The sequence below is a fragment of the Thermococcus sp. 21S7 genome, from assembly GCF_012027615.1.
GTDB lineage: Archaea > Methanobacteriota_B > Thermococci > Thermococcales > Thermococcaceae > Thermococcus.
This window is the reverse complement of the sequence record NZ_SNUT01000002.1, coordinates 332,447-355,518: the sequence shown is the minus strand read 5'-3', so window position 1 is coordinate 355,518 and position 23,072 is coordinate 332,447. Positions and strand designations below refer to the sequence as shown.

The 23,072-nt window shown below is 55.4% G+C and carries 34 protein-coding genes; 24 read left to right on the top strand and 10 right to left on the bottom strand.

The window, feature by feature from the left end; all coding sequences use genetic code 11:
• The first annotated feature begins 173 nt into the window (after positions 1-173).
• From E3E51_RS05265 to E3E51_RS05205, 13 genes are all read left to right on the top strand, one after another.
• Positions 174-1,886 carry a 2-oxoacid:acceptor oxidoreductase subunit alpha gene (locus E3E51_RS05265; RefSeq protein WP_167912033.1) on the top strand — a complete coding sequence of 571 codons (1,713 nt, stop codon included), beginning with the start codon at positions 174-176 and terminating at the stop codon, positions 1,884-1,886.
• The gene (locus E3E51_RS05260; protein ID WP_167912032.1) at positions 1,883-2,758 is read left to right on the top strand and encodes a thiamine pyrophosphate-dependent enzyme; all 876 of its coding nucleotides are present in this window, start codon (positions 1,883-1,885) and stop codon (positions 2,756-2,758) included. Before E3E51_RS05265 ends, E3E51_RS05260 begins: the two co-directional genes overlap by 4 nt.
• Positions 2,759-2,804: 46 nt before the next feature.
• Positions 2,805-3,257, top strand: coding sequence for a peroxiredoxin (locus E3E51_RS05255; RefSeq protein ID WP_167912031.1), 453 nt, complete (start codon positions 2,805-2,807; stop codon positions 3,255-3,257).
• A 99-nt stretch (positions 3,258-3,356) separates the two neighbouring features.
• Positions 3,357-4,586: an FprA family A-type flavoprotein gene (locus E3E51_RS05250; RefSeq protein ID WP_167912170.1), complete on the top strand. Its 1,230-nt coding sequence runs from the start codon at positions 3,357-3,359 to the stop codon at positions 4,584-4,586.
• A gap of 62 nt (positions 4,587-4,648) precedes the next feature.
• A complete protein-coding gene (locus E3E51_RS05245; protein WP_167912169.1) occupies positions 4,649-5,194 on the top strand; it encodes a ferritin family protein in 546 nt (181 codons plus the stop codon).
• 10 nt (positions 5,195-5,204) lie between these two features.
• Positions 5,205-6,290: an FAD-dependent oxidoreductase gene (locus tag E3E51_RS05240; protein WP_167912030.1), complete on the top strand. Its 1,086-nt coding sequence runs from the start codon at positions 5,205-5,207 to the stop codon at positions 6,288-6,290.
• Between the two features lie 92 nt (positions 6,291-6,382).
• On the top strand, positions 6,383-6,898 hold the full coding sequence (locus E3E51_RS05235) for a rubrerythrin family protein (protein WP_167912029.1): 516 nt from the start codon (positions 6,383-6,385) through the stop codon (positions 6,896-6,898).
• Positions 6,899-6,979: 81 nt separating this feature from the next.
• Positions 6,980-7,141: a rubredoxin gene (gene rd / locus E3E51_RS05230; RefSeq protein ID WP_167912168.1), complete on the top strand. Its 162-nt coding sequence runs from the start codon at positions 6,980-6,982 to the stop codon at positions 7,139-7,141.
• Between the two features lie 10 nt (positions 7,142-7,151).
• The gene (locus tag E3E51_RS05225; protein WP_167912028.1) at positions 7,152-7,499 is read left to right on the top strand and encodes a desulfoferrodoxin family protein; all 348 of its coding nucleotides are present in this window, start codon (positions 7,152-7,154) and stop codon (positions 7,497-7,499) included.
• Between the two features lie 108 nt (positions 7,500-7,607).
• On the top strand, positions 7,608-8,255 hold the full coding sequence (locus tag E3E51_RS05220; protein WP_167912027.1) for a hypothetical protein: 648 nt from the start codon (positions 7,608-7,610) through the stop codon (positions 8,253-8,255).
• A 32-nt stretch (positions 8,256-8,287) separates the two neighbouring features.
• Positions 8,288-8,647 (top strand): iron-sulfur cluster assembly protein, encoded by a 360-nt coding sequence (locus tag E3E51_RS05215; protein ID WP_167912167.1) that lies wholly within the window; start codon positions 8,288-8,290, stop codon positions 8,645-8,647.
• A 3-nt stretch (positions 8,648-8,650) separates the two neighbouring features.
• Complete coding sequence (locus E3E51_RS05210; RefSeq protein WP_167912026.1) at positions 8,651-9,001, top strand: iron-sulfur cluster assembly protein; 351 nt, start codon at positions 8,651-8,653, stop codon at positions 8,999-9,001.
• 3 nt (positions 9,002-9,004) lie between these two features.
• Entirely contained in the window at positions 9,005-9,529 is a 525-nt protein-coding gene (locus E3E51_RS05205) for a ferritin family protein (protein WP_167912025.1), read from the top strand.
• A 73-nt stretch (positions 9,530-9,602) separates the two neighbouring features.
• On the opposite strand, the gene E3E51_RS05200 is transcribed toward E3E51_RS05205, so the two are convergent.
• The 3 genes from E3E51_RS05200 to dps all read right to left on the bottom strand — a co-directional run bounded on the left by E3E51_RS05200 (position 9,603) and on the right by dps (position 11,069).
• Entirely contained in the window at positions 9,603-10,052 is a 450-nt protein-coding gene (locus E3E51_RS05200) for a ferritin family protein (protein WP_240924265.1), read from the bottom strand.
• Positions 10,053-10,172: 120 nt separating this feature from the next.
• Positions 10,173-10,475: a ferritin family protein gene (locus E3E51_RS05195; protein ID WP_013466634.1), complete on the bottom strand. Its 303-nt coding sequence runs from the start codon at positions 10,473-10,475 to the stop codon at positions 10,173-10,175.
• Between the two features lie 42 nt (positions 10,476-10,517).
• Positions 10,518-11,069, bottom strand: coding sequence for a DNA protection during starvation protein (gene dps, locus E3E51_RS05190; protein ID WP_167912165.1), 552 nt, complete (start codon positions 11,067-11,069; stop codon positions 10,518-10,520).
• A 103-nt stretch (positions 11,070-11,172) separates the two neighbouring features.
• Between dps and E3E51_RS05185 the strand changes: the two genes are divergently transcribed.
• The 3 genes from E3E51_RS05185 (at position 11,173) to E3E51_RS05175 (ending at position 12,362) form a co-directional block, all read left to right on the top strand.
• The gene (locus E3E51_RS05185) at positions 11,173-11,550 is read left to right on the top strand and encodes a Fur family transcriptional regulator (protein WP_167912024.1); all 378 of its coding nucleotides are present in this window, start codon (positions 11,173-11,175) and stop codon (positions 11,548-11,550) included.
• A gap of 111 nt (positions 11,551-11,661) precedes the next feature.
• Entirely contained in the window at positions 11,662-11,916 is a 255-nt protein-coding gene (locus E3E51_RS05180; RefSeq protein WP_167912023.1) for a hypothetical protein, read from the top strand.
• A 5-nt stretch (positions 11,917-11,921) separates the two neighbouring features.
• Positions 11,922-12,362: a hypothetical protein gene (locus E3E51_RS05175; RefSeq protein WP_167912022.1), complete on the top strand. Its 441-nt coding sequence runs from the start codon at positions 11,922-11,924 to the stop codon at positions 12,360-12,362.
• Here the strand turns inward: E3E51_RS05175 and E3E51_RS05170 are convergent.
• Positions 12,343-12,822, bottom strand: a complete 480-nt coding sequence (locus E3E51_RS05170) for a ferritin family protein (RefSeq protein ID WP_167912021.1) — start codon at positions 12,820-12,822, stop codon at positions 12,343-12,345. The genes E3E51_RS05175 and E3E51_RS05170 overlap by 20 nt on opposite strands.
• Before the next feature lie 54 nt (positions 12,823-12,876).
• Here E3E51_RS05170 and E3E51_RS05165 point away from each other — a divergent pair, with 54 nt between their 5' ends.
• Complete coding sequence (locus tag E3E51_RS05165; RefSeq protein ID WP_167912020.1) at positions 12,877-13,404, top strand: GNAT family N-acetyltransferase; 528 nt, start codon at positions 12,877-12,879, stop codon at positions 13,402-13,404.
• Between the two features lie 23 nt (positions 13,405-13,427).
• Here the strand turns inward: E3E51_RS05165 and E3E51_RS05160 are convergent, their stop codons facing one another.
• From E3E51_RS05160 to E3E51_RS05135, 6 genes are all read right to left on the bottom strand, one after another.
• Positions 13,428-14,123 carry an ABC transporter ATP-binding protein gene (locus tag E3E51_RS05160; RefSeq protein WP_167912019.1) on the bottom strand — a complete coding sequence of 232 codons (696 nt, stop codon included), beginning with the start codon at positions 14,121-14,123 and terminating at the stop codon, positions 13,428-13,430.
• Entirely contained in the window at positions 14,120-14,557 is a 438-nt protein-coding gene (locus tag E3E51_RS05155) for a hypothetical protein (protein WP_167912018.1), read from the bottom strand. Before E3E51_RS05155 ends, E3E51_RS05160 begins: the two co-directional genes overlap by 4 nt.
• Positions 14,554-15,297, bottom strand: coding sequence for an ABC transporter permease (locus E3E51_RS05150; RefSeq protein WP_167912017.1), 744 nt, complete (start codon positions 15,295-15,297; stop codon positions 14,554-14,556). Before E3E51_RS05150 ends, E3E51_RS05155 begins: the two co-directional genes overlap by 4 nt.
• Positions 15,294-16,346, bottom strand: coding sequence for a hypothetical protein (locus E3E51_RS05145; RefSeq protein ID WP_167912016.1), 1,053 nt, complete (start codon positions 16,344-16,346; stop codon positions 15,294-15,296). The genes E3E51_RS05150 and E3E51_RS05145 overlap by 4 nt, the downstream gene beginning before the upstream one ends.
• A gap of 25 nt (positions 16,347-16,371) precedes the next feature.
• Positions 16,372-16,785 (bottom strand): hypothetical protein, encoded by a 414-nt coding sequence (locus tag E3E51_RS05140; protein WP_167912015.1) that lies wholly within the window; start codon positions 16,783-16,785, stop codon positions 16,372-16,374.
• 154 nt (positions 16,786-16,939) lie between these two features.
• Positions 16,940-17,464, bottom strand: coding sequence for a ferritin family protein (locus E3E51_RS05135; protein ID WP_167912014.1), 525 nt, complete (start codon positions 17,462-17,464; stop codon positions 16,940-16,942).
• Between the two features lie 378 nt (positions 17,465-17,842).
• On the opposite strand from E3E51_RS05135, the gene E3E51_RS05130 reads away from it, so the two are divergent.
• The 7 genes from E3E51_RS05130 to hisF are packed head-to-tail and all read left to right on the top strand — an operon-like array spanning position 17,843 to position 23,064.
• A complete protein-coding gene (locus E3E51_RS05130) occupies positions 17,843-18,733 on the top strand; it encodes an ATP phosphoribosyltransferase regulatory subunit (protein WP_167912013.1) in 891 nt (296 codons plus the stop codon).
• 24 nt (positions 18,734-18,757) lie between these two features.
• Complete coding sequence (hisG, locus tag E3E51_RS05125) at positions 18,758-19,375, top strand: ATP phosphoribosyltransferase (RefSeq protein ID WP_167912164.1); 618 nt, start codon at positions 18,758-18,760, stop codon at positions 19,373-19,375.
• Complete coding sequence (gene hisD, locus E3E51_RS05120) at positions 19,365-20,498, top strand: histidinol dehydrogenase (RefSeq protein ID WP_167912012.1); 1,134 nt, start codon at positions 19,365-19,367, stop codon at positions 20,496-20,498. Before hisG ends, hisD begins: the two co-directional genes overlap by 11 nt.
• The gene (hisB, locus tag E3E51_RS05115) at positions 20,495-21,031 is read left to right on the top strand and encodes an imidazoleglycerol-phosphate dehydratase HisB (RefSeq protein WP_167912011.1); all 537 of its coding nucleotides are present in this window, start codon (positions 20,495-20,497) and stop codon (positions 21,029-21,031) included. The genes hisD and hisB overlap by 4 nt, the downstream gene beginning before the upstream one ends.
• Positions 21,028-21,624 (top strand): imidazole glycerol phosphate synthase subunit HisH, encoded by a 597-nt coding sequence (gene hisH / locus E3E51_RS05110; protein WP_167912010.1) that lies wholly within the window; start codon positions 21,028-21,030, stop codon positions 21,622-21,624. The genes hisB and hisH overlap by 4 nt, the downstream gene beginning before the upstream one ends.
• A gap of 1 nt (position 21,625) precedes the next feature.
• A complete protein-coding gene (gene hisA, locus E3E51_RS05105; RefSeq protein ID WP_167912009.1) occupies positions 21,626-22,324 on the top strand; it encodes a 1-(5-phosphoribosyl)-5-((5-phosphoribosylamino)methylideneamino)imidazole-4-carboxamide isomerase in 699 nt (232 codons plus the stop codon).
• Positions 22,306-23,064: an imidazole glycerol phosphate synthase subunit HisF gene (gene hisF, locus E3E51_RS05100; RefSeq protein WP_167912008.1), complete on the top strand. Its 759-nt coding sequence runs from the start codon at positions 22,306-22,308 to the stop codon at positions 23,062-23,064. The genes hisA and hisF overlap by 19 nt, the downstream gene beginning before the upstream one ends.
• The last annotated feature ends 8 nt before the right edge of the window (positions 23,065-23,072 follow it).

Sequence of the window (23,072 nt, the reverse complement as noted above, 5' to 3'; positions counted from 1 at the left end):
AAAGTTGGGCGGAAACCTTTATATAGCTTTGCACACTAATACCTATCGGTGATTATAAATGGGCAAAAATGTCCCAAAATCTATCCGAAAGGGTTTTCGTTTTGTGCTCGAACTTCTGATGAGGCTGATGGAGACACAGACTCCCGGCAGAAGGCCTGTGGGAGTGATGTCCCATGTCTGAGTTCCGTGGTGAGGTTTCCATAGTTCTCGGCGGAGCGGCCGGGCAGGGAATTCAGACCGTTGAAGGAATTCTGACGTACGCGCTGAAGCGCTCGGGCTATCACGTCTATGCCAACAAGGAGTACATGTCCCGCGTGAGGGGCGGGATAAACACCACCGAGATACGCGTTTCTTCAAGGCGCGTCAGGGCCTTCGTGAGGAGGATAGATATCCTCGTCCCCTTCAAGCAGGGCGTTCTGAGCTGGGTGGAGGACAGGATTTCAGACACTACCGTCGTCCTCGGTGAGAGGGAGAACGTCGAGGAGAGCTTTCTCAACAGGGTGAACCTCGTCGAGGTGCCCCTCACGAAGCTTGCCCTCGAAACGGGGAGCCAGCTCTACCTCAACACAACCGCCGCCGGCCTGATAGTCGGCCTCTTCCACGGCGACTTTAACGCCATCGAGGAGTACATAAGGAAGCGCTTCGGGAGCAAGGGCGAGAACGTCGTGAACAAGAACATCGAGGCGGCGAGGAAAGGCTACGAGCTGGGCGTTAAGCTCTGCGAGGAAGGGACGATAAGGGTCGAGATTGAGAGGGACGAGAAAGTCAGGGAGGAAATCCTCCTCAGCGGGACCGAAGCGGTAGGAATAGGTACCTTAGCCGGAGGCATGAACTTCCTCAGCTTCTACCCGATGAGTCCCTCAACGGGCGTTTCGACCTTCGCGGCACAGCACGCCGAAGAGTTCGGGATAATCGTCGAGCAGGTCGAGGACGAGATTTCGGCGATAAACATGGCTCTCGGAGCGTGGTTCGCGGGAGCGAGGGCGATGGTGAGCACTTCAGGAGGGGGCTTCGCTTTGATGAGCGAGGCTTTAAGCCTTGCCGGAATGGCGGAGAACCCGATCGTGATACACCTCGCCCAGAGGCCCGGCCCTGCAACGGGCCTGCCGACGAGAACGATGCAGGGCGACCTAAACCTCGTCCTCTACGCCGGCCACGGCGACTTTCCGAGGATAATCCTCGCGCCCGGCAGTATGGAGGAGGTGTTCTACCTCAGCGCCGAGGCCTTCAACCTAGCGGATAGATATCAGGTTCCGGTGATAATCCTGACGGATCAGTACTTCGTGGACACCTACTACAACCTGCCGAAGCCCGAGCTGGGGAAGGTGAGGTTCGAGAGGCACATCGTCGAGGCAAAGCCCGGCTATATGAGATACGAGCTTACGGAAGATGGGATATCACCCAGAGCGGTTCCGGGCTACGGCGAGGAGGTTGTCATAGCGAATGGCAACGAACACGACGAGTGGGGGGACATAACGGAAGACGCCGGGCTTACGAGAAAGATGCAGGAGAAAAGGGCCAAACTAAAGCTCGAAACGATAAGAAAGAACGCGCCCCTGCCGAGGCTCTTCGGAAGTGAAAAAGCGAGATACCTCGTGGTTTCGTGGGGCTCAACACTCCATGTCGTTGAGGAGGCCATAGAGAAACTCGGGAGAGATGACGTGGCCCTGCTCCACTTCAGCTGGGTCTACCCGCTCAACCCGGAGACGAAGCGGTTCTTCGAGGGCAAAACGATAATCGTCGTCGAGAACAACATCCCCGGCCAGTTCGCCGACCTTCTGAGAAAGGAGCTGGACGTTGAGGTCCACCACAGGGTTCTGAAGTACGATGGGAGGCCGTTTTCGGTGGAAGAGGTTTTTGATGCCCTGAAGGGGGTGATAGAATGAATCTGCCCACCGGCAGGGAGGCCTTTGAGGCCAGAAGGCCGGGAAGCGAGGACGTCGCCTGGTGCCCTGGCTGCGGCAACTTCGGCATAAGGAACATACTCATCTCAGCTCTGGCCGAACTTGGACTGAGGCCAAGCGAGGTGGCGATAATCAGCGGTATAGGCCAGGCCGCGAAGATGCCCCACTACATCAACGCCAACGGCTACCACACGCTCCACGGCAGGGCGATACCCATAGCGACGGGCGTTAAGGCGGCAAACCCGGAACTGACGGTTATAGCCGAGGGCGGAGACGGCGACATGTACGCTGAAGGCGGCAACCACCTTCTCCACGCGATAAGGAGGAACCCGGACATAACGGTTCTCATCCACGACAACCAGATATACGGCCTCACGAAGGGCCAGGCGTCACCGACGACGATGGTTGGAATGAAAACCCCAACCCAGCCGTGGGGAGTCTTTGAGGAGCCCTTCAACCCCGTCGCGCTGGCGGTAGCCATGAACGCCTCTTTTGTGGCCAGAACCTTCATGGGCTACTTCAGGGAGAGCGTCGAGATAATCAAGAAGGCAATCCGGCACAGGGGCCTGGCCATAGTCGACGTCCTCCACCCGTGCGTCAGCTTCAACAAGGTGAACACCTACGCCTGGTACAGGGAGCACACCTACTGGATGGATGATGGCCCCTTCGACAGGGAGGCGGCATTCAAGCGGGCCATCGAAACCGACCCGCTCCCGCTGGGGGTCTTCTACGTCAACGAGAGGCCGACATTTGAGGAGAGCGTTCCGGCATACAGAACCGACAAGAGGCCCCTGTGGAAGCGCGAGCCGAAGCTTGACCTCGTTGAGAAGTTCTTCGAGAGTAAGAGGCTCTGAGGAACCTTTCATTTTTCCAATTTGAGAACACTGGAGGTGTGTCCTTATGGAGATTGGAGAATATGCTCCGGATTTCGTTCTGAAGGACCAGAGCGGAGAGGATTTCAGACTGAGCGATTTCAGGGGAAAGAAGGTCCTGCTGTCCTTCCACCCGCTTGCCTGGACGGGGATATGTGAGAAGCAGATGAAGGCGCTTGAGGAAAACCATGAACGCTTTGAGAGCCTGAACGTCGTCCCCGTCGGGATAAGCGTCGATCCAGTGCCGAGCAAGAAGGCCTGGGCCGAGCATATCGGCCTTAAGAAGCTCAGGATTCTGAGCGATTTCTGGCCGCATGGGGAGGTTGCGAAGCTCTACGGCCTGTTCCGCGAAAAGGAGGGCTTTTCAGAGAGGGCAAACGTCCTCATAGACGAAGACGGAAAGGTTCTCTTTTTCAAGGTCTATCCGATAAGGGAGGTGCCCGACCTGGAGGAGATATTCAAGCTTTTGGATGGAGGGTGAGTTCCCTTTCGGAATTTTAACTCTACCCAATTCTGTCCTTAACTTTTTGGTTAAGAAAGGCTTTTTATGCTTCCGCACCAAATAGGTTCGGTGATAGAAATGCCCGAGGTCAAAGTTGAGCGTATTCTGGATGACCCGGAGCTGTACATAATCCGGGTCGACGATGACAGGATAAGATACTTTGAGGCCACATGGGACATCCCCGAGGGGATAACCTACAACGCTTACCTGATGAAGCTCGACGGCGCAACGGTTCTCTTCGACCTGAGCAAAACCGAATACACCGACCTCTTCATGGAGGCCCTCGGAAAGCTGATCGACCCAAAGGAGATAACCCACGTCGTAATCCACCACACCGAGCCGGACCACACCGGGGCCCTTCCGGCCTTCCTTGAGGCCAACGGCTACAAAGCCAAACTCATAGGCACGAGCTTCGCCAAGCGCTTCCTGGAGGGCTTCTACGGCGAGAAGGTGGTCGAGAACTTTTACACCATAAAGGACGGCGAGGAGATGAGCATAGGGGGCAAGACGTTCCGCTTCATAACCGTTCCCTGGCTCCACTGGCCGGACACGATGATAACCTACGTGGTTGAGGACAGGCTCATATTCAGCTGCGACGCCGGCGGCGGCTACTCAATCCCGCCGGCCATAGACGACAGCGACGAGGAGGTCGTTCAGAGGTACCTCCCCCACGTGACCAAGTACATAGTGACCGTCATAGGCCACTACCACAAGTACATTGTCCAGAACATCAAGAAGCTCAAGAGCCTCGGAATAGTCGAAGAGGCGAGGATGATACTCCCCGGGCACGGCCTAATATGGAGGAAGAACCCGGCCAGGATATTCGAGCACTACGAGGCAGTCGGGGCTGGGGAGGTCACGAAGGGTAAGGTTCTCGTCATCTACGACTCCATGTACGGCTTCGTTGAGCGGAGGATGGGCATAGTCCTCGACGAGCTGAGGAAGAACGGACTGAACCCAGTTGTTTACCGGTTCACGGACAAGGAAGCCCCTGCGGTGAGCGACATACTGGGTGAAGTCCCGGACAGCGAGGCGATAATCATCGGCGCCTCGACCTACGAGGCCGAGATACACCCGCGCATAAGGTATGCCCTCTACGAGATAGTGGACAAGGCCAACTACGAGAAGCCCGTTCTCATCGTCGGAGCCTTCGGCTGGGCGGGAGTTGCCGGCAAGAAGATAGAGACCCTCATAACGCGCAGCAAGTTCGACCACGTGGACACCGTCGAGAGCCGCGGCATGCCGAGGCCGGAGGACGAGGAGCGTCTAAGGGAGGGCGTGAGGAAACTCGTGGCGTGGATCTCGTGATGGGCTTTTCTTTTTTCACCCATACAGGTTTAAATACTTCAATGTGGAACATGAAAAAGGTGATGCAGATGGAAGATGTTCTTGACAAACTTGCCCAGCTCTCCCCCAAGGAGATACTGGGGTATGCCCTCGCCTCAGAAGACGATGCGAGGGAACTTTACGGACACTTGGCTTCAAAGAGCGGATCTCTACTCGGCGAATTCTTTAGAGATCTAGCCAAGGCGGAAGAAAGCCACAAGAGGATACTCCTCAAGTTGTACGAGGGCCTCTTTGGGAACACAGACTATCCCATCCCACAGGACATACCCCTCGCGGAAACGACCGTGAAGATAGACACCGTTGGGAATCTCATAGAGGCTACAAGGATAGCCCTGGAAAATGAGAGAAACGCCGAAAGAATCTATTCGCACCTCGCCGAGATGTTCCCCGAACAGAGAGGCATATTCAAGTTTCTGGCAGCCCAAGAGAAGGCGCACTATGCCGCAATAAAAAGTCACGTGGAGTATCTTGAGGAGATTACCCATGGAGAGTCAGAATATATCAACGCCCCCGTTGACTACGTGGTGAACCAGCTGGAGCTTTACCTTACCCCACACACTAGGCCGTGAGGTCTGAACCGTGAGGGTCGTTATCGTTGGGAACGGGCCGGGTGGGGTTGAGCTGGCCAAGCGCCTGGCCGGGGAGTTTGATGTAACACTCGTGGAAAAGGAAAACCTGCCCCACTACTCCAAGCCCATGCTGAGCCACTACATAGCGGGCTTCATTCCCGAGGAGAAGCTCTTCCCATATTCCAGGGAGTGGTACGAGGAGAGAGGAATAAACCTGCTCCTCGGGACGGAGGCAAAGCTGGTCGATAGACCCCGGAATGCTCTCGTGACGGACAAGGGCGAGATACCCTACGACGTCCTCGTCATAGCGACCGGAGCGAGGGCTAGAGAACCCTCTATAAAAGGGAAGGAGCACATCCTAACGCTTAGAACCCTCAACGATGCAAAGCTGATAAAAGAGCGCCTTGAAAAGGAGGGCGAGATAACTATTCTCGGTGGGGGCTTCATAGCGCTCGAACTCGCTGGAAACCTTGCCAAAGCCGGCCACACCGTGAGGGTGGTTCACAGAGGGAGGGCCCTGCTCGGCCTCGATGGAGAGCTGAGCGAAATTATAATGGAGAGGCTCGAAGGAGCGGGCGTTGAGTTCCATCTGGAAACGAACGCTCTGGGGGCTGACGAGGAGGGTCTAAAAACCGATAAAGGTTACATCAAGGGCGGGCTGAAGGTCTGCGCCTTCGGGATAGTGCCGAACAAAGAGCTGGCCGTGAGAAGCGGCATCCACACCGGCAGGGGAATACTCATAGACGACCGCTTCAGAACCTCCGCGCGGAATGTCTACGCGATAGGCGACTGCGCCGAGCACGGCGGCGTCGTTGGGGGAACAGCAAAGGCCGCCGTGGAGCAGGCAAAGGTTCTCGCCAACCTCCTGAGGGGTGCTGACGACCGCTACGACTTCTCCTTCAGGTATGCATTCTTCAAGTTCGCCGACTTCGGTGTGGCGATTATCGGAAAAACGAAAGGGCCTGGGAGCTGGCTCGGGAAGGATACGAAGGTCTTCTACGAAGGGGAAAGCCTCGTCGGGGCCGTTGTCCTCGGTAATGTAAAGAAAGCGTTCAGGCTCGAAAAAGCCATCAAAGAGGGACTGCCTATTGACTGAAGTGCAGATTTCGTCAAACCTTTGGTTTGGAAAATCGTTATATACTCCAAACCCGAAAATGATAGTGCAGCACCGTTTGTTGGTGATATCGTATGGCAGTGGAAAGAAAAATGACCCGGAAGTTTCTGGAGGATGCCTTTGCCGGCGAAAGCATGGCACACATGAGGTACCTGATTTTTGCCGAACAGGCAGAGAAGGAGGGATACCCCAACATAGCCAAGCTCTTCAGGGCTATCGCCCACGCTGAGTTTGTCCATGCCAAGAACCACTTCATAGCGCTTGGACACCTTGGAAAGACCCCCGAGAACCTGCAGGCGGGTATAGACGGCGAGACTTACGAGGTCGAGGAGATGTACCCGGTCTTTAAGAACACCGCCGAGTTCCAGGGCGAGAGGGACGCGGTAAGGACGACCCACTACGCCCTGGAGGCCGAGAAGATACACGCGGAGCTTTATGCCGAGGCCAAGGAAAAGGTCGAGAGCGGAAGGGACATCGAGATAAAGAAGGTCTACATCTGCCCGGTGTGCGGCTACACCGCCGTCGATGAAGCCCCTGAGTACTGCCCGGTATGCGGTGCCCCCAGAGATAAGTTCGTGGTCTTTGAGTAAATCTTTCGCTTTTCCATTTCTCAAGTTTGAGGCGCAAACCTTATAAGGGCGAATTAATAACACTAGAGTGAGGCGATGTCTATGGCCAAATGGAAATGTATGGTCTGCGGCTACATCTACGATGAGGATGAGGGCGATGAAGACACTGGAATCGCCCCGGGAACCAAGTTCGAAGACCTTCCCGAGGACTGGGTCTGCCCGCTCTGCGGTGCGCCAAAGGACATGTTTGAAAAGATAGAGTGAGGTGGTTGAGATGATAAGCGGAACCATAAAGAGTGGAGACTGGAAGGGGGAGAAGCACGTCCCCGTTATAGAGTACGAAAAGGACGGCGACCTCGTTAGGGTCGATGTCAGCGTCGGTAAAGAGATACCGCATCCGAACACCCCGGAGCACCACATTGCCTGGATCGAACTTTACTTCCACCCCGAGGGGGAGAACTTCCCGGTTCTTGTCGGCAGGGCCGAGTTCAGCAACCACAGCGACCCGCTCACCGAGCCGAGGGCGGCCTTCTTCTTCAAGACCCAGAAGAAGGGCAAGCTCTACGCGCTCAGCTACTGCAACATCCACGGCCTCTGGGAGAACGAGGTCGCGCTTGAGTGATTTCCCCAACCCCCTCTTTTTTAGTGATTCGCCGCAAACCTGCCGGAAGGTTTATTTATGGTGACGTACTAAATTCTTCCGTTTGAACTGTTTAAGGTGCTGAGAAAGATGTCCGAACTGTGGTATAAAATCGTGATGAGCTCCACCGGGATGCTGATATTCTTCGGCATTTTCCTTGCCTGGATGATTCTGCGCAAGATTGAAAAGGGTCGAGGCGGTAAAAAAAGCCTGTACCCAACCGTTATGCTGCTGGGGGGACTTTTGACTTCTCTGGGATTCACGTGGGGGATTCTCGGTAGCGGCGGGATGACGGCTGCAGTGCTCTCCCTCATTCTGATTGGACCCGCGATGATCGGGTATGCGCTCGCCAACGTTGGTGTCGAGAGGATAACCGGGAGGCTCATGATTCAGAGCGTCCTGACACTCTTGAGCCTCTTCCTGGCGGGGAACTATTCAACGGTTGCCGTTGATGTGGCATACGCCGGCCCATTTCTAGCCCTCCTTCTCCTGATGAACGCCCACATAATGATTGTATCGGGGATTCAAAAACATTTGATAGTGGTCTCTTCGTGGCTCATCGTCCTGTTCTCCTGGACCAGGTACGTTCTGGACGATACCTATGGGATGATAAAGGCCATAATAGTGCTTCCCTACGTTGCCGCGGTGCTCCTCTGGGTTGGAGTTCTCACGGTGACGTACTTCAAACTATCCTCAAACTACCCCGGAATACACATAACTGCCCAGGAAGGCTTATAACCGGACACCCCAAACTCACCACGGTGAGAAAAATGAAGGTTTACATGCCGGACAGGGAGTGGCCGGAGCACTACAGAGCGGTTCTGGACGAGCTTGCCAAAATAACCGACCCCGTCACGGGGGGAGACATACTCGACTCGGGAGTGGTTGCGGGGCTTGAGGTAAACGGGGACACGCTCAAGGTCTGGCTCAACTTCGAGAGCCACGCCGAGTACAACATAACCGGAGCGAGTGCTATAGCCTACTCGAAGATAATCGGAGACATAATCGAGCGCTTTGCCCTGGCGAAGTTCCAGAACGTCTACGTCTACGACCTCAAGAACAACCCCGTCGGAGTTTTTGAGAACAAGAAGGGGTATACTATCGAGGATATAAGCGCGGAGAGGGCCTGAGCCTTGGGGCTCTTTGAAATTTTCAGGGCAAAAAAGAGGCCCGAAAAAGGGCCCAAAAAGAACCTGCCCCCCGAGGTTTCCAGGGTAGTCCGGATTCTGGAGAACGTTCACGACCCCGAAACCGGGCTCAGCATAGTCGATGAGGGACTCCTCTACGGGCTAACCGTGAAAGGGAACGAGGTTGAAGTTTTCCTTCTGATGGCCGGGTCAACGCCGGAGTGTCATTTCTGCCAGATGCTGGCCATAAACGTCCAAAACAAAATACTGAGGGAGATAGCGGACGTCCTGAAGGCGGAAGGGTTTAATAGGATAAAAATCTACAATGAACTTGGACTGCTGCTTGCGGAGGGATGATTTATGGTTCCGCCCGAACTGGACGAGGGGTTGCCCCTCGAAAAGGTTAAGGATTTCTCCCTTGAGGAGCTTCTCGGAATGGCCATAAAGGCCGAAATCGGAGCGAGAAAGTTCTATGAGAGCCTCGCCGAGAGGATAGAGATTCAGGCCCTGAAAGACAAGATAGTGTGGCTCGCTGGGGAGGAGGGCAAGCACGAGGCGCTACTCAGGAAGATGTACGAGTCAATGTTCCCAGGAAAGGAGGTTATCTATCCCGCGGAGCACATAGGGCCCGAACTCAAGCCCGTTGCCCGTGAACTCAAGGGCGTTCAGGACATCATAGACCTCATCCGGTGGGCCATGAGGGCGGAGGAAATCGCCGCCCATTTCTACGAGGAGATTGAGGGTATAGTCGATACGGAGGATAGGAAAAGGCTCATGCGCTACCTCAGCGACATTGAGAAAGGCCACTACTACACTCTCCGCGCGGAATACGAGCTCCTCCTCGACTGGGAGATGTACAGCGGAATGATGCACGTGGGGCCTTAATCTGGTTTTTATTATTTTGAACGGACCAACACAAAGAGGATAAGAAGGAGCACGACACCGCCGGGGCACCGGCTCATTCCCTGTACTTTGCTATCAGCTCCGCCAGAATCCTGTGGTGCTCCTTCTCGTTCTCGACAAGGGCCTCGGCGAGGCTCTTAAACAGGGGGTGGGTCATCTTCTCCGCCATCTTCTGGTAGGTCTCTATCATGTCCTTCTCGATGTCCAGGTGCATCTCGGCAAAGCGCTTGACCAGGGCTTTCTGCTCGGGTACAAGTTCAACCTCCTTGACCTCCTCTATTGGCCCCTCTCCCGCGAGCTTCTCCAGCTCCTTCTGGGCTTCCAGAATGGCCTTCATCAGGTGCTTGTGTATTATCGTGTCCACGGCTATCCTGCCGACGACTTCCTCAACCTTGGTGTACCTCAGTCCCTGTCCCCTTATGAGGCCGAGACCATCGGTGTAGCTCGCGGCGGCCTTCTTTTCGGTCTCATAGGCCCTCTTAACAAGTGGTTCAACCATGCACATCACCAGAACTATATGAACATCGAACCTTAATAACGTTTTTCATTGAGCAAAAAGGTGCATTAACATACTGCTTAGTGCACGAGAATCGAAAGGAAGCGAGGGAAAAGAGGAACGAAAAGGTCACAGTTCGACCTTTATGCCGGTCTCTTCCTCAACCTCTTCAAAGCCTTCCTTCATGTACTTCACGAGCTCCTCATCGACCTCAAGGAGCGCCGCCAGAAACTCCCCAACGTGCTCCTTTTCCTCGTTGGCGACGTCGTAGAATATGTGCTTTATCCTCTCATCCTCTATCAGCTCGGCCAGCTGCTCGTAGAAGCTTATGGCGTCGAGCTCGGCCTCGATGGCCCAGCGAAGGGCTTGGGCTATTTCCCTCTTTGAGAGGGGCTTCTCCCTCCCGAGGAGGTAGGGCTTTTCAGCGAGCATGGTATCACCACCCCATAATACGTCCGGAGGTTAATAATCTTTTCACCTCAGGAACTTTGAGACGAACGGGCTCTCTCCGGGCTTGGTTCTCCTGAAGTGGCCGCTCGGCTTGCCGGTAAGGAGCTCCTCAAACCAGGCCTCGTGCTCGATCTCCTCGTGGAGTATCGCCAGAGCCAGGTCGTAGGTTCTCGGGTCTTTTCCAAAGGTGTACTTGCATATCTCGGTGTAAACACCGACTGCACAGCGCTCCGCCTCTAAGAGAACCTTGAGGATGTTCTCAACGGTCGGCTCCCCGGGAAGGTAAGCGTCGCGGCACCAGGCCATCTTGGAGAAGTCACCGATGTCCCTCGGGAGCTCACCGCCGAGCTCGTAAATCCTCGGAACGAGGGCCTCGAAGTGGTTCCTGTCCTCAAGGCGGGCGTCTTCGACTATCTCCTTTATCGTTTCGCCCTCCATACCTGCCGCATGGTTCCTCAGAACCGTGTAGTAGTAATAGGTCGTAAACTCCGCGGCTGCGGCCCTCAGCAACATGTCCAGGAGTTTTTCCACATCTATTCCGGCTTTCTCAACAAGCCTTCGGTTGTGTTCAGACATAGTTTTCACCAAAAACTGTTAGCATTTCTACCTAATAAACTTTTCTATTTAGAAGTTAGTTCTAATTAGAAAGACTTATAAGCCGGGAAGTGTAGCTTAAATCATGTGGAAAGAAAAGGCCCTCAAACGGCTCAAAGAGAGCGGATACAAGCTCACACCGCAGAGGCTTAAACTGATGGAGATACTCGATAGAATCGGGAACGAACATCCATCACTCACGGACGTTCTGCGTGAGATCAAAGCAGAGTTCCCAACCATGAGCTTTTCCACGCTCTACTCCAACGTCCTGACGCTGAAAGAGCTTGGCCTGCTCGAACTCTTCTCCCTGGACGGAGAAACGAGGGTGGAGCTCAACACGGAGCCGCACATCAACCTGATAAGCGGGGGCAAGGTCATCGACTTCAACGACCCCGAGATAATCGAAAGGATAAGGAAGAAGATCGGCCGGGATGTTAAGCTCGTCAACGTTCTGGTGGAATGAAGTGCAATAGCCGCATTAATCCCCTTTTTCCTTGTCTGGAGGCGTAGAAATAATTCTCTGGCAAAGTCTTTTATAGTACCGTTTCTCTAACACTATAAAGGACGTGATATTATGAAGGTTCTGGTTCTCTCCACATTGCACCAGTTCCACGGCCACGTGGATTACTACACCTATGAAGACCTGGCGCATATAATTTGGAGCTTCTCCCCCGATATCCTCGCCGTTGAACTGAGGTCTTCAGACGTTGAGGGCAGGGTGCCGCAGAAGATAAAGCAGGAGTACCAGAAAAGCGTCTATCCCCTGATTGATAAACTAAAATGCGAGTCATCTCACTCGAACCGCCCGAGCCGAAGTATTCCGAACTGATACAGATGGCGAGGGAGTCAACGGAAAACGTACAGGAAAACAATCCGGACGCTCTGGAGCATTTTAAGCTCTACGTGGAGACTTTGTATGAGGTGCTTTTCCAGTGGTGGAGTTCAGTCCTTGATGTCAATTCCTACGAGACAGATCGGCATTTTGAGATTAAGCACAAGTACCAGAACTCACTGTTCGGGAATAAAGAGGGCAGGGCATGGGAAGAATGGAACCGGCATTTCCTGGAACAGATTCTCAAGGCAAATGAGGGGAGGAAGGACGGCAAAATGCTGGTCCTGGTTGGAGTGGAGCATTCGTACTGGCTGCGCGGGGAGCTTCGTAAAAGGCACGACGTCCAATTACTGGAAGCCCCCGAAGTTCTGCCGGATATCATAGGACCCCGAGGTTCACGCCCCGGCAGTGGGGAGCAGGAATTCAGTCCACCTCAAGGCTGAAATCCTGATAGTCCATCCAGATGCCGGTCTTCATCACCGAGTCGTACTGGGCCTTGAGCAGCTCGTAGTGGCTCTTCTCCACCTTCGCCAGCTCCTCAAACACGCGCCGGACGTCCTCGTGTTCCGCCTCCCTGGCGGCCCTCTCGTAAAACTCCCAGGTCTTCTTTTCCTGCTCCATGCCTATCCTCACTGCATCCACTTCACTCAGCTTGCTCTCGTCGGCCTCCACCTGAAGGCTCTCAAGGACGGCCCTGTCAACGGCGGGAAGTTCGCATTCCTCTATGAGTTTCTCGACGAACTTCTCCTCGAACAGCTCCCAGTGGCCCGCCTCTTCGTTTGCCAGGAACAGAAACATCTTCCTGGCCCTCTCGTCGCCGGCCTTTTTTGCCAGCCTTATGTAGAACTTCAACTCGGCCTTCTCAACTTCAAGGGCCAGGGCCAGAGCTTCAAGTTCATTCATGCTATCACCAAAACGTTTTAGGTTTCGGGCCCTAATAACCTTTGGTGGACAGTTATGCGGATTGAGAGGGTGGATGAGCCGCTGAGACTCAAGGATGAACTGGTTCACTTCGTCTTCAGGGTCTATCAGGGAACCGGAGGCGCATACCCTGCCCTGGAGTGGGTGGAGAACAAGCCATCAACGGACGACGTTGAGGGCTTCAGAAGGGTTTACGAACCGTTCCTTGAGTTCCGTCTTGGAAAGGAGTTCGACGAGCTCTACGTTCTGAGGGACGATGGGGGAAGGATAGCCGGAACGGTCGCCCTCGTCTACAACCTCGAAGGCAAGGACGTCTGGTGGGTGCCGGAGGAGATAAAGGGAGAGAAAACCGGACTCATAGAGTTCTTCATGGTCGACCCCTCGTACAGGGGCAGGGGCTACGGCTCGGAGCTCCTAGAGTTTGCCATTCAGCGCCTCAGGGAGCTCGGAAAAGTACCCTACGTGATAACCTTCCCGGAGCTTGAGGCCTATTCGTACTACCTGAGAAAAGGCTTCGTCAAGATGATGGATTACCGGGAGTTCGTCGTGCTCAAAAGGGAATAATTCAAAAATCAAAAGCCGACGTCTCATTCCCCTACCGCGGGCGGCCGGAACATGCCCTCAATCCTTTCACGTATCTCCGAGAACTGGCCCTTCAGGTAGACCTTTCCGCCGCTGATGACCACTCCGTAGTCGGCCAGCCCTTCAAAGGGCTCCCATATGTGGCTTATGAGAACGAAGCTCTTACCTTTGCCTTTCCACTTCCCGATGACGCCCACGATTTCGGAAACGCTCTCGAAGTCAAGGTTGGCCAGCGGTTCGTCAAGAAACACCACGCCAGGCTCTCCCACGAAAGCCTGCGCGAGGCTCAGCCTCTTCAGCATTCCCGAGGAGTAGCCGTCTATCCTCCTGTCGAGGGCGTCTTCGATGCCGAAGAGCTTGGCGGCCTTTTCAACATCGTTCAAATTAGCGCCCCGCGTTCGCGCAATGAACTCCAGCCACTCCCGCCCCGTCGTCAGCTTTGGGAACCTTCCTGGGTCGAAGGCCACGCCAACGGATTTTCTCGTTTCTGGGTGCTTCCAGGGGTCCTCTCCGAGAAGCTTCACGGTTCCCTTAGTCGGCTTGTAGAGGCCCAGCGAGACCTTCATGAACGTGCTCTTCCCACCACCGTTGGGTCCGAGGATGAGCGTCAGGCCCTCAGGTATCTCAACGGTAACACCATTAAGGGCCTTTATCGGCCCAAAGTACTTGTGCAAATCCCTTGCCTCGATTACCGCGCTCATTTCCTGCCACCCCCTAGGAGCGTCAGCGCCAGAAGCCCGCCGAACAACGCCGATGCCCACAGGTGGGTGGATTTCTGCTTCCCTGGGAAGCCAACATCAACGGGCGTTATCGTTATCGTGATGCCCTGAGTGGAGTTCCCGCCGAACTCGTAGTATCCGGGGTGGGGAAAGACGAGCGCGAAGGCCCCGTTGCCCTCCACTTCGCCGGTGAATATAGTCTCCCCCGTCTGCAGGTCTTCTATCCAGAACTCCCCGGTGCCGACGGCGTAGAGCTTCACCGACGCCATGGAGGAGATGTAAACGGCTGTTGCGTCCATCCCGGACACGAAGGCCGTTTTGTAGTGAACGTCGCTCGGCTTGAGGTTGGACTGCAGACCGAGGCTTACAAGCGAGACCAGCATGAGGACAAGGAGGAGCGCCCGGAAGAGCCTCATCTCACGTCCCTCCAGTTGCCGATGAGCAGGTATAGGGCAAGTAACACCAGCGCCGGAAGGAGGGTTATCTTCACGAAGGCCCACGAGAACAGCGGATCCATTCGAATCGAAATGGTGGCGAAATAGTGCCTTGTCAGGAAACTCCTCCACGGCACCGGCCCGTACCAGGTCGTCCCCAAAAATTCGGGGAGGTAGAGAGCTATGAAGCCCCCGAAGATGGAGACATAGGTGTTGGGCGAGGTTATCGCAACCACTGCCGCGACTGAGACCATGAAGAGAAGGGCCGAGAGGTAGAAGAACGCCATTGGTACGGTCTGGACCTTCAGCACCTCGATGACGGCTTTGGGGGTGTCTGCGAAGTGGAGGTAGAAGAGCAGCAGGTGCACCGAGAAGACGAAGATGAAGAGCGTGAGGAAAGCCGCCAAGAACTTGGCGAGGAGTATTTTAACCCTCGAAACCGGAAGGGAGTACACCGAGAGGGCAACGCCCTCGTCCCTTTCCAGCCTCACGGCCAGGGTTATTATGAAGGGAACCAGTATCGCGAGGAGCAGGTAAACGTCGCCGGTGAAGGCGTCCCTGAAAACCGAACCAAGCATCTCAACCCCATGAGGTCCACCACTGGAACCGGCGCTCCAGGTCAGGTAGTACCTCTTCATCACCGTCCCAACGAGAACGGCCCCTGCTGAAGCCAGGGTCAGGTTTAAGGGGGAGCGGAGCTCCCCGCGGAGGACTTCCTTCACTTCCTCCACCTCCAGATGAATAGCGCACCAAGAGCCACGACGATACCAACTACGACAACGACCGCCGTCCTCGACGGTCCCTCCTCCGGAAGCTCCGCTGGCTTGGTAAAGTCTATGTTGGTCTCGGCCAAGACCAGTCCAAAGGGAGGCATCTTGTTGTTCTCCTTGATCTCCCTCTCGTGCTCCCTCGCGAACTCCGTGTCCTGAATCATAGTACTACTCACACCGAGGGCCTTCCACAGCGGGCTGAAAGGCGTGAAGAAGGCTATCGCCAGACCGCTCGAGCCGTCGTAGAGGATAACGTCCTTTCCCATAGTCCGATTGTCGAGGCTCATCATGTTCGTGTGGGCCATGTAAACCGGGGCGTTGAAGTCGCCGTAGTATGTCATCGCGGTCGAGTTTATCATCTTGACCGTCTCAACCTCCAGCCCTGGTAGGATTTCAAGTCCCGTGATGTTGGCGGGATTTTCGACCCAGAGGAAGTTCCCTCCAGCGGGGGTGCCGTTCACGTGGATTTCCCCCGTGGTCAGGTCAATCTCAACGACTCCGGCCCTGCTGAAGTTCTCCGACACGTAGGACTTGTTGGCCAGCCTGCCTTCTCCCTCCATGATCATCAGGTTAACGGCCCGCTGTGCCGTCCGTTCAGAGTAGCTGTTCTCGCACACGGTAACGTCGCCCCCTGTGATGGAGACATCAAGGCAGCCCCCGCCCGTGAAGTTGTAGCGCTTCTGGTATTTCAGGAGAAGGGTTCTCGCTTCATCCAGGCTGAGGGTGGAATACGCCTCCCGGGTGCAGTTGACCCCCCTGAGCAAAAGAGACACCTGGGCTTTATCGCCGGAAACCCTGAGGACACGCCACGTGAACTCCACTCGGGGGCAGTAATAGGAGACGTTCCCCATGGAGGTGTTCAGGTCGATTGAGAGCCAACCTCTGGCGACATACTTGGCGTATATCCCCTCCTTGAACCAGTAGGGCGTTGCCGAGACGAGCGGGCTTAGGATCAAAAGAACGAAAAAGAAGAGAACAAAAAACCTGGAAATCCTCTTCATGTGATTCCCTCCGATTACGATTCACTCAACTTTCTTCAGTTGTACTTGTGTAGGTAGTTCCCGAAACCCAAGTTATCTCGGCGTAGATGGTCTTGGGCCAGAAGGGGCACCAGCCGGTGGCGGCTATCTGGGCAGAGTCCCAAGCGTATCCGGCCGGCGGGGTTGCGGTGGACGGGCGGAACTTCGTACTCCATAGCTCACAAACTCCAGTCGAACCAGCGTCTCCGTAGATGTTGTAGAGGTAACCGGGCTGGCTCTGGCTCGCGTACCCGCTTATCCAGCAGTAGAGGCTTCCATCATCGGTGGGTGCGTAGGTGTTCTCGTCGTGGACAAGGGGATCCCGGGTTATTGCTTCCGGCTCGTTGCCGTCCAGTGCCACGGCTACTCCTGCAAAGAACAAAACTCCCATCAGGAATAGGACCGACACCTTTCTTGGCATCGCCCCCCCTCAAACAGGGTTTTGCACTCAATGTTACATTAACGTTATTTATTAACCTTTCGGCGTTCCAAAGTTAGCATTAAACAATGAAAAGAAAGCAGGAAAGGACACTTAAGTCTGGGAAAGTCCAAACACGTGAAAAAGTAAAAACGTGTCAGAAGTTGAAGTTGATGTCCTTCATCAGCTGGTCGTAGAACTCTTCCTTGTATATGTCAGGATAGCGGGTTATGTACTCGTACTGCTTGCGGAGGATGTTGTAGTGGTTGCGCTCCATGTCGGCGAGCATCTGGAGTATGAGCCGCGTCTTCTCGGTGGCGGCGTAGCCGGCGAGTTCATTGTAGAGCCTTTCACTGACGAGTTCGGCCTTCATGGCTATCTCATATATCTCGTCGATGTTTACGTCCGGCTTCTTGATGACCTCGCCCATCTTCTCGGCGATAACATTGAACTCGCCCATGATGTCGATATCAATCTTCTTTGCCTCAGCCCTGTCGCCTTCAAACTTCTCGGCCATCATGGCTATTATTTCCCGGTGTTTGTTCTCCTCTCCAGCCAGAAAGATGAGTTCATCACGTATGATGTCGCTCTTGACGAGCGAAGCCAGCTTCTCGTAGGCCTCCTTGGCCCGTATCTCCGCGTTTATGGCAATCTCAAAAACTTCCTTATCTGTTATCTCCATCAAGAATCACCGCTACATTATAGCCGGGAAAGGCTATTAATCTTTTGGGTATATCAAGTCAAACATTTCAAGTGAAAATGAGCACCTCATCGCGTTGCGGACATAATGACATATATTCAGCAAAAAGTCGGCTGAATGACAACAAGTTGGGGGATAATATTTTAAACACCCTCAGCCTATGGTGGGCACCAACGGAGGGAAAGAAGATGTTCCGGAAAACGGCGACGGTTGGAACGTGTTTCAAGGAGCCAAACGAGAGGTACCTTAGCGTACCGGCTCTTCTGGTGAGCTACCGCCATCATTGACTCTTCTGGGACTTCGTTAGACTCGAATAGTTCTGTCACCCTTGATTCCGTCAATAAAACAGGAGGGGTTAGTGTGAGAAATGGCTTACTGGCCGAGTCAGAGAAGCTGTCGGAGATTGGAAAGTACCTGAGAAGAACATTCGAGCTGTGGGGCTACCGCGAGATTTTCCTCCCCGCCATCGAGGAGTACAGCGAGAATCTGAGGAAAGGAACAAAATTCGCGTACAACAACGAATTCTACGTTATAAAACCCGACATAACGTCGCAGATACTTGAGAACACCAAGGAACCTCCCGAGAAGCTCAAGGTCTACTACATCAGCGAAGTGCTTGACGGCGGCATAAGGGGGCAGTGGCAGGCCGGGGTGGAGTACATAGGCGGGGACGTCACGAAGATGGCCGCCGAGGTTCTTCTCGCGGTCATAACTGCCCTCGAAGCCGTGGGAATAGAGGAGTTCTACATAGACATCGGAAGCCTGAAGGTCTGGGAGAGGGCCACCGAGGACGTGAAGGAGTTCCGGGGGGAAATCTACAGGGCACTTGTGAGAAGGAATTTCGAGATAATAGAGCGTCTCCAGATAGGCAAAGAGAAAAAGGAGGAGCTGTGGAAGCTTTTCAACTTTTGGGGAAAGGAGAGCGGCTACGGGAAGCTCGACAGAATAGTTGAGGCAGTTAACGACGAGAGGCTCTTCATCGACTTCGGCACGGTCAGGCCGCTCCCCTACTACCGCGACATACTCTTCGAGGTCTACTCGCCCGAACTGGGAAAGCCGCTCGGCGGGGGCGGGGAGTATACGTTCAAAGGGAAACCGGCGTTTGGCTTTGCCTTCGATATGGGGGCGCTCTCGAAGCTCTTTAAGAAAAAGGGGGACAGGAACCGGAAAAAGCTGAGCGGAGAACCCAAGGAAGTCTTTGCAGAAGCCAAGAGGCTCGTGAGGATGGGCATTCCGGTGGAGGTGGAGTGAATGAAGCGTTCCAACGGCTCCCCAATAAGGTTCGTCCTCCCCAAGGGAAGGCTCCTTCAGGGTTCTCTGGAAGTCCTCAGAAAGGCCGGGATCGAGCTGAGGGTTCCGGCTGAGAGGAGGCTCATCGAGAGGGTCGGCAACTACGAGGTTCTCCTTGCGAGAGCTTTTGACGTTCCGGTTTACGTTGAGTACGGAATCGATGTCGGCATCTCCGGGAGCGATGTCGTGGAGGAGCGCGGAAGCGACGTCCTCATACCCCTTGAGCTCCCATTCGGAAAGTGTCGGCTGAGCCTGGCCATGCCGGCGGAAAGGGTCGTTGAGCCCGAGGAGATGGACGGTTACAGGATAGCCACCAAGTACCCCAGGATAACGAGGCGCTTCTTTGAGGGCCTTAACGTGGAGGTGGAGGTCCTGAAGCTCCACGGGAGCATTGAGCTGGCGCCGAAGATAGGAATAGCCGACGCGATAGTGGACATCGTCGAGACCGGAAACACGCTCCGCGCCAACGGGCTCGCAGAGGTGGAGAAGATAATGGACGTTTCCGCCCTGCTCTTCGTGAACAGGATAGCCCAGAAAACAAAGTTTGAGGAGATAAACGAGCTTGTCTTCGCAATAAAGGAGGTGATTAGGAATGGATTTTGACCTTGAGAGCTACGTCGCCGGAATGCTGAAGGACATCCGCGAGAGGGGTATCGAAGCCGTCAGGGAGTACTCGAAGAAGTTCGACGGCTATGAAGGGCCTTTCCGCGTAACCGAAGAGGAATTCGAGGAGGCCGTGGAAAGCATACCAGAAAAAGACCGTGAGATAATCCTCCGCACAATAGAGCGTCTGTGGGAGTACCACGAGAGGCAGATGGAGAGGGAGAGACTGTTCCTCAAGAACGGCTCCCTATACGGCCTGATATACCGTCCGATAAGGAGGATAGGAATCTACGTCCCCGGCGGGAAGCCGCTGCCATCGACGCTGATGATGGTGGGGGTGCCGGCAAAGATAGCGGGCGTCAGGGAGATAGCGGTGGCAATTCCGCCGAAAGACGGTAAGGTGAACCCCTACGTGCTCTACGTGGCCAGGCTTCTCGGTATCGATGAGGTCTACAAGCTGGGCGGCGTTCAGGCCATAGGGGCGATGGCCTACGGCATCGGCATGAAGAAGGTGGACAAGATATTCGGGCCCGGAAACAGGTTCGTCAACGAGGCCAAGAGGCAGGTCTTTGGAGCTGTTGGAATAGACAGCCTCGCCGGGCCGTCGGAGATAGCGGTGATAGCGGACGGGACGGCGGAGAAAGACTACGTCCTGGCCGACCTCCTCAGTCAGCTTGAGCACGGGAAGGACAGCAGGGCGTGGCTCCTGACCACTTCAAAAGAACTTGCCGAATACTGCTCGCGCGAGGGGATAGAGGTCGTACTCTGCGAGAGCCTTGAGGAGTGCGCCGAGAAGGCCAACGAGATAGCACCGGAGCACCTTGAGATAATCACCGCCCGGCCCATGGAGCTCGTTGACCTGATCGAGAACGCCGGTGCAATCTATCTCGGCCCATACACGCCCGTTCCGGCAGCGGACTACTTCCTCGGCGTCAACCACGTCCTGCCGACCGGAGGAGCGGCGAAGTTCAGCGGTGTCCTGACGGTTAGGGACTTCCTCAAGCCGATAAGCATCGCCCAGGTGAGCAGGGAGGAGTTCCTCGCCGAGAGGGAGCTTGGACTGAGGCTGGCGGAGATAGAGGGGATGGCCTTCCACAGGAGGAGCATGGAGGTGAGGAAATGAACAGGAAAACGAGGGAAACCGACGTAACCGTGGAGCTCGATGCGGCCGGAGGGATAAGGACGGGCGATAAGGTGCTCGACCACCTCCTCACGGTCCTCTTTTTCTACATGGGCCGGGAGGCGAAGGTTAGGGCCAGCTACGACCTCAGACACCACCTGTGGGAGGACGTCGGGATAACCCTCGGTGAGGAGCTGCGCTCAAAGCTCCCGGAGAGGTTCGCCCGCTTCGGAAGCGCAATAATGCCGATGGACGACGCTTTAGTCCTGGTCGCGGTGGACATATCGGGAAGGCCCTACGTGAGCGTCGAACTGGAGTTCCAAGAGGAAGAGGAGGGCTTCGAGAAGGCTCTGGTTAGGGAGTTCCTCTGGGGGCTGGCGCGTTCGCTGAGGGCAACGATCCACGTGAAAACGCTGAGCGGGGTTAACGCGCACCACGTTATCGAGGCGGTCTTCAAGGGGCTCGGTGTGGCCTTCGGCAAGGCCATCGGGGAGAGTGAGAAGCTGGAGAGCACGAAGGGCCTGCTGGAGGTGTGAGGGTGATAGCGATAGTGGATTTAGGTATAGGAAACCTCGCCAACGTGAGGAAGGCTTTAGGGGGAGTCATCACGAGCGACCCCTACGAGATTGAAAAAGCAGAAAAGCTCGTCCTCCCCGGCGTCGGCAACTTCGGGGCGGTCATGGAGAGGCTCAAACCGCTGAGGGGGGTCATACTCGACGCGATAAACGAGGGGAAGCCCTTCCTCGGGATATGCCTCGGCCTCCAGCTCCTCTTCGAAGGGAGCGAGGAGAGCCCTGGAAAGCCCGGCCTCGGGGTTTTCAGGGGAGATGTGGTCAGGTTCCTGGGAGTTAGGACCCCGCACATCGGCTGGAACCAGCTGTGGAAGAAGAAGGACTGCCCGCTCTTCGAGGGAATCAGGAATGGGGCGTACTTCTACTTCGTCCACTCTTACTATGCCCGGCCGAGCGAGGAGGAGATAATCGCGGGCGTTACCGACTACGGGTCGAAGGGGAAGGAGGTAGTCTTCACATCAGCGGTCTGCAGGGATAACGTCTACGCCGTCCAGTTCCACCCGGAGAAGAGCGGGAGGAACGGGCTGGCAGTGATGAGAAACTTCAGGGGGCTCTGAGATGGAGGTTTATCCGGCCATAGACCTCATGGGAGGAAAGGCGGTGAGGCTCTACAAGGGGAGGAGAAAGGACGTTAAGGTCTACGGCGATCCCGTTGAGATAGCGGAGCGCTTCGCCGAGCTGGTTGACAAAATCCACATCGTTGACCTCGACGGTGCCTTCGAGGGCTTCCCGAAGAACCTCCACGTCGTCGAAAGGATAATCCGGGAGACCGGGCTGAGAGTCCAGCTCGGAGGTGGCCTCAGGAGCTACGAGGCCGTGGCCAAAGCCTACGAAGCCGGGGTGGAGAACGTCATAATAGGCACGAAGGCGTTCGACCTGGAGTTCCTCAGGAGGATAACCGACGACTTCGATGGGATAACCGTCAGCCTGGACTCAATGGGCGGAAATGTTGCCGTCAGGGGCTGGCTTGAGAGCGGGATGGAAGTCAAAGAGGCCTACGAACTGCTGAGGAGCTATGTGAACAGGTTCGTTTACACCTCGGTCGAGAGGGACGGGACGCTGACCGGGATAGAGGAGATAGAGATGTTTTGGGAAAGCGAGGAGTTCATCTACGCCGGAGGAGTTTCGAGCGCCGGTGACCTGAGAAGGCTCGCCGAAATAGGATTTTCAGGGACCATAGTCGGAAAAGCGCTGTATGAAGGGCTCGTCTCACTTGAGGAGCTTCTGGAGGTGGCGAAATGCTCGCGAAAAGGATAATCGCGGCGCTGGACATAAAGGACGGAAGGGTCGTCAAGGGAATAAAGTTCAGGAATATTCGCGATGCGGGTGACCCGGTCGAGCTGGCAAAGCGCTACGAGAGCGAGGGGATAGACGAGATAGTCTTCCTCGACATAACGGCGTCCTATGAGAAGAGGGGAATCCTGCTGGAACTCGTCGAGAGAATAGCCGGGGAGATATACGTCCCCTTCACGGTGGGAGGGGGCATAAGGACGGTTGAAGAGGCGAGGGAGATACTCAAGCGCGGTGCCGATAAGGTCTTCATCAACACCGCCGCCGTTGAAAGGCCCGAGCTCGTGAGGGAGATAGCTGAGCTCATAGGCAGTGCAAACCTCGTGGTGGCTATAGACGCCAAGTGGAACGGCTCCTTCTGGGAGGTCTACACCCACGGCGGGAGGAAGGCGAGGGGAATTGATGCAGTTGAGTGGGCTAGGCGTGTTGAGGAGCTCGGCGCCGGCGAGATACTGCTCACGAGCATGGACACGGACGGGACGAAGGAGGGCTTCGACATACCCCTTACGAGGGCCGTTGCAGAGGCAGTTGAGATTCCCGTGATAGCCTCGGGGGGAGCGGGAAAACCCGAGCACTTCTACGAGGCCTTCAAAGCCGGGGCGGAGGCGGCTTTGGCTGCGTCAATCTTCCACTACGGAGAATACACCGTCGGCGAGCTGAAGGGATTCCTTGCCGAGAGGGGAATCCCCGTGAGGCTGGACTACTGAGGTGGTAG

Bases quoted from the DNA above. Each gene is read 5' to 3' on its own strand.
- E3E51_RS05170 (WP_167912021.1), bottom strand. From the start codon at position 12,822: ATGAATGAACTTGAAGCTCTGGCCCTGGCCCTTGAAGTTGAGAAGGCC.
- hisD (WP_167912012.1), top strand. From the start codon at position 19,365: ATGGATTTTGACCTTGAGAGCTACGTCGCCGGAATGCTGAAGGACATC.
- E3E51_RS05160 (WP_167912019.1), bottom strand. From the start codon at position 14,123: ATGAGCGCGGTAATCGAGGCAAGGGATTTGCACAAGTACTTTGGGCCG.
- rd (WP_167912168.1), top strand. From the start codon at position 6,980: ATGGCCAAATGGAAATGTATGGTCTGCGGCTACATCTACGATGAGGAT.
- E3E51_RS05250 (WP_167912170.1), top strand. From the start codon at position 3,357: ATGCCCGAGGTCAAAGTTGAGCGTATTCTGGATGACCCGGAGCTGTAC.
- E3E51_RS05180 (WP_167912023.1), top strand. From the start codon at position 11,662: ATGAAGGTTCTGGTTCTCTCCACATTGCACCAGTTCCACGGCCACGTG.
- E3E51_RS05235 (WP_167912029.1), top strand. From the start codon at position 6,383: ATGGCAGTGGAAAGAAAAATGACCCGGAAGTTTCTGGAGGATGCCTTT.
- hisF (WP_167912008.1), top strand. From the start codon at position 22,306: ATGCTCGCGAAAAGGATAATCGCGGCGCTGGACATAAAGGACGGAAGG.
- E3E51_RS05185 (WP_167912024.1), top strand. From the start codon at position 11,173: ATGTGGAAAGAAAAGGCCCTCAAACGGCTCAAAGAGAGCGGATACAAG.
- E3E51_RS05265 (WP_167912033.1), top strand. From the start codon at position 174: ATGTCTGAGTTCCGTGGTGAGGTTTCCATAGTTCTCGGCGGAGCGGCC.
- E3E51_RS05215 (WP_167912167.1), top strand. From the start codon at position 8,288: ATGAAGGTTTACATGCCGGACAGGGAGTGGCCGGAGCACTACAGAGCG.
- dps (WP_167912165.1), bottom strand. From the start codon at position 11,069: ATGTCTGAACACAACCGAAGGCTTGTTGAGAAAGCCGGAATAGATGTG.
- E3E51_RS05195 (WP_013466634.1), bottom strand. From the start codon at position 10,475: ATGCTCGCTGAAAAGCCCTACCTCCTCGGGAGGGAGAAGCCCCTCTCA.
- E3E51_RS05245 (WP_167912169.1), top strand. From the start codon at position 4,649: ATGCAGATGGAAGATGTTCTTGACAAACTTGCCCAGCTCTCCCCCAAG.
- E3E51_RS05140 (WP_167912015.1), bottom strand. From the start codon at position 16,785: ATGCCAAGAAAGGTGTCGGTCCTATTCCTGATGGGAGTTTTGTTCTTT.
- E3E51_RS05225 (WP_167912028.1), top strand. From the start codon at position 7,152: ATGATAAGCGGAACCATAAAGAGTGGAGACTGGAAGGGGGAGAAGCAC.
- E3E51_RS05175 (WP_167912022.1), top strand. From the start codon at position 11,922: ATGGCGAGGGAGTCAACGGAAAACGTACAGGAAAACAATCCGGACGCT.
- E3E51_RS05165 (WP_167912020.1), top strand. From the start codon at position 12,877: ATGCGGATTGAGAGGGTGGATGAGCCGCTGAGACTCAAGGATGAACTG.
- E3E51_RS05260 (WP_167912032.1), top strand. From the start codon at position 1,883: ATGAATCTGCCCACCGGCAGGGAGGCCTTTGAGGCCAGAAGGCCGGGA.
- E3E51_RS05145 (WP_167912016.1), bottom strand. From the start codon at position 16,346: ATGAAGAGGATTTCCAGGTTTTTTGTTCTCTTCTTTTTCGTTCTTTTG.
- E3E51_RS05220 (WP_167912027.1), top strand. From the start codon at position 7,608: ATGTCCGAACTGTGGTATAAAATCGTGATGAGCTCCACCGGGATGCTG.
- E3E51_RS05255 (WP_167912031.1), top strand. From the start codon at position 2,805: ATGGAGATTGGAGAATATGCTCCGGATTTCGTTCTGAAGGACCAGAGC.
- E3E51_RS05135 (WP_167912014.1), bottom strand. From the start codon at position 17,464: ATGGAGATAACAGATAAGGAAGTTTTTGAGATTGCCATAAACGCGGAG.
- E3E51_RS05155 (WP_167912018.1), bottom strand. From the start codon at position 14,557: ATGAGGCTCTTCCGGGCGCTCCTCCTTGTCCTCATGCTGGTCTCGCTT.
- E3E51_RS05200 (WP_240924265.1), bottom strand. From the start codon at position 10,052: ATGTGCATGGTTGAACCACTTGTTAAGAGGGCCTATGAGACCGAAAAG.
- E3E51_RS05205 (WP_167912025.1), top strand. From the start codon at position 9,005: ATGGTTCCGCCCGAACTGGACGAGGGGTTGCCCCTCGAAAAGGTTAAG.
- hisA (WP_167912009.1), top strand. From the start codon at position 21,626: ATGGAGGTTTATCCGGCCATAGACCTCATGGGAGGAAAGGCGGTGAGG.
- hisB (WP_167912011.1), top strand. From the start codon at position 20,495: ATGAACAGGAAAACGAGGGAAACCGACGTAACCGTGGAGCTCGATGCG.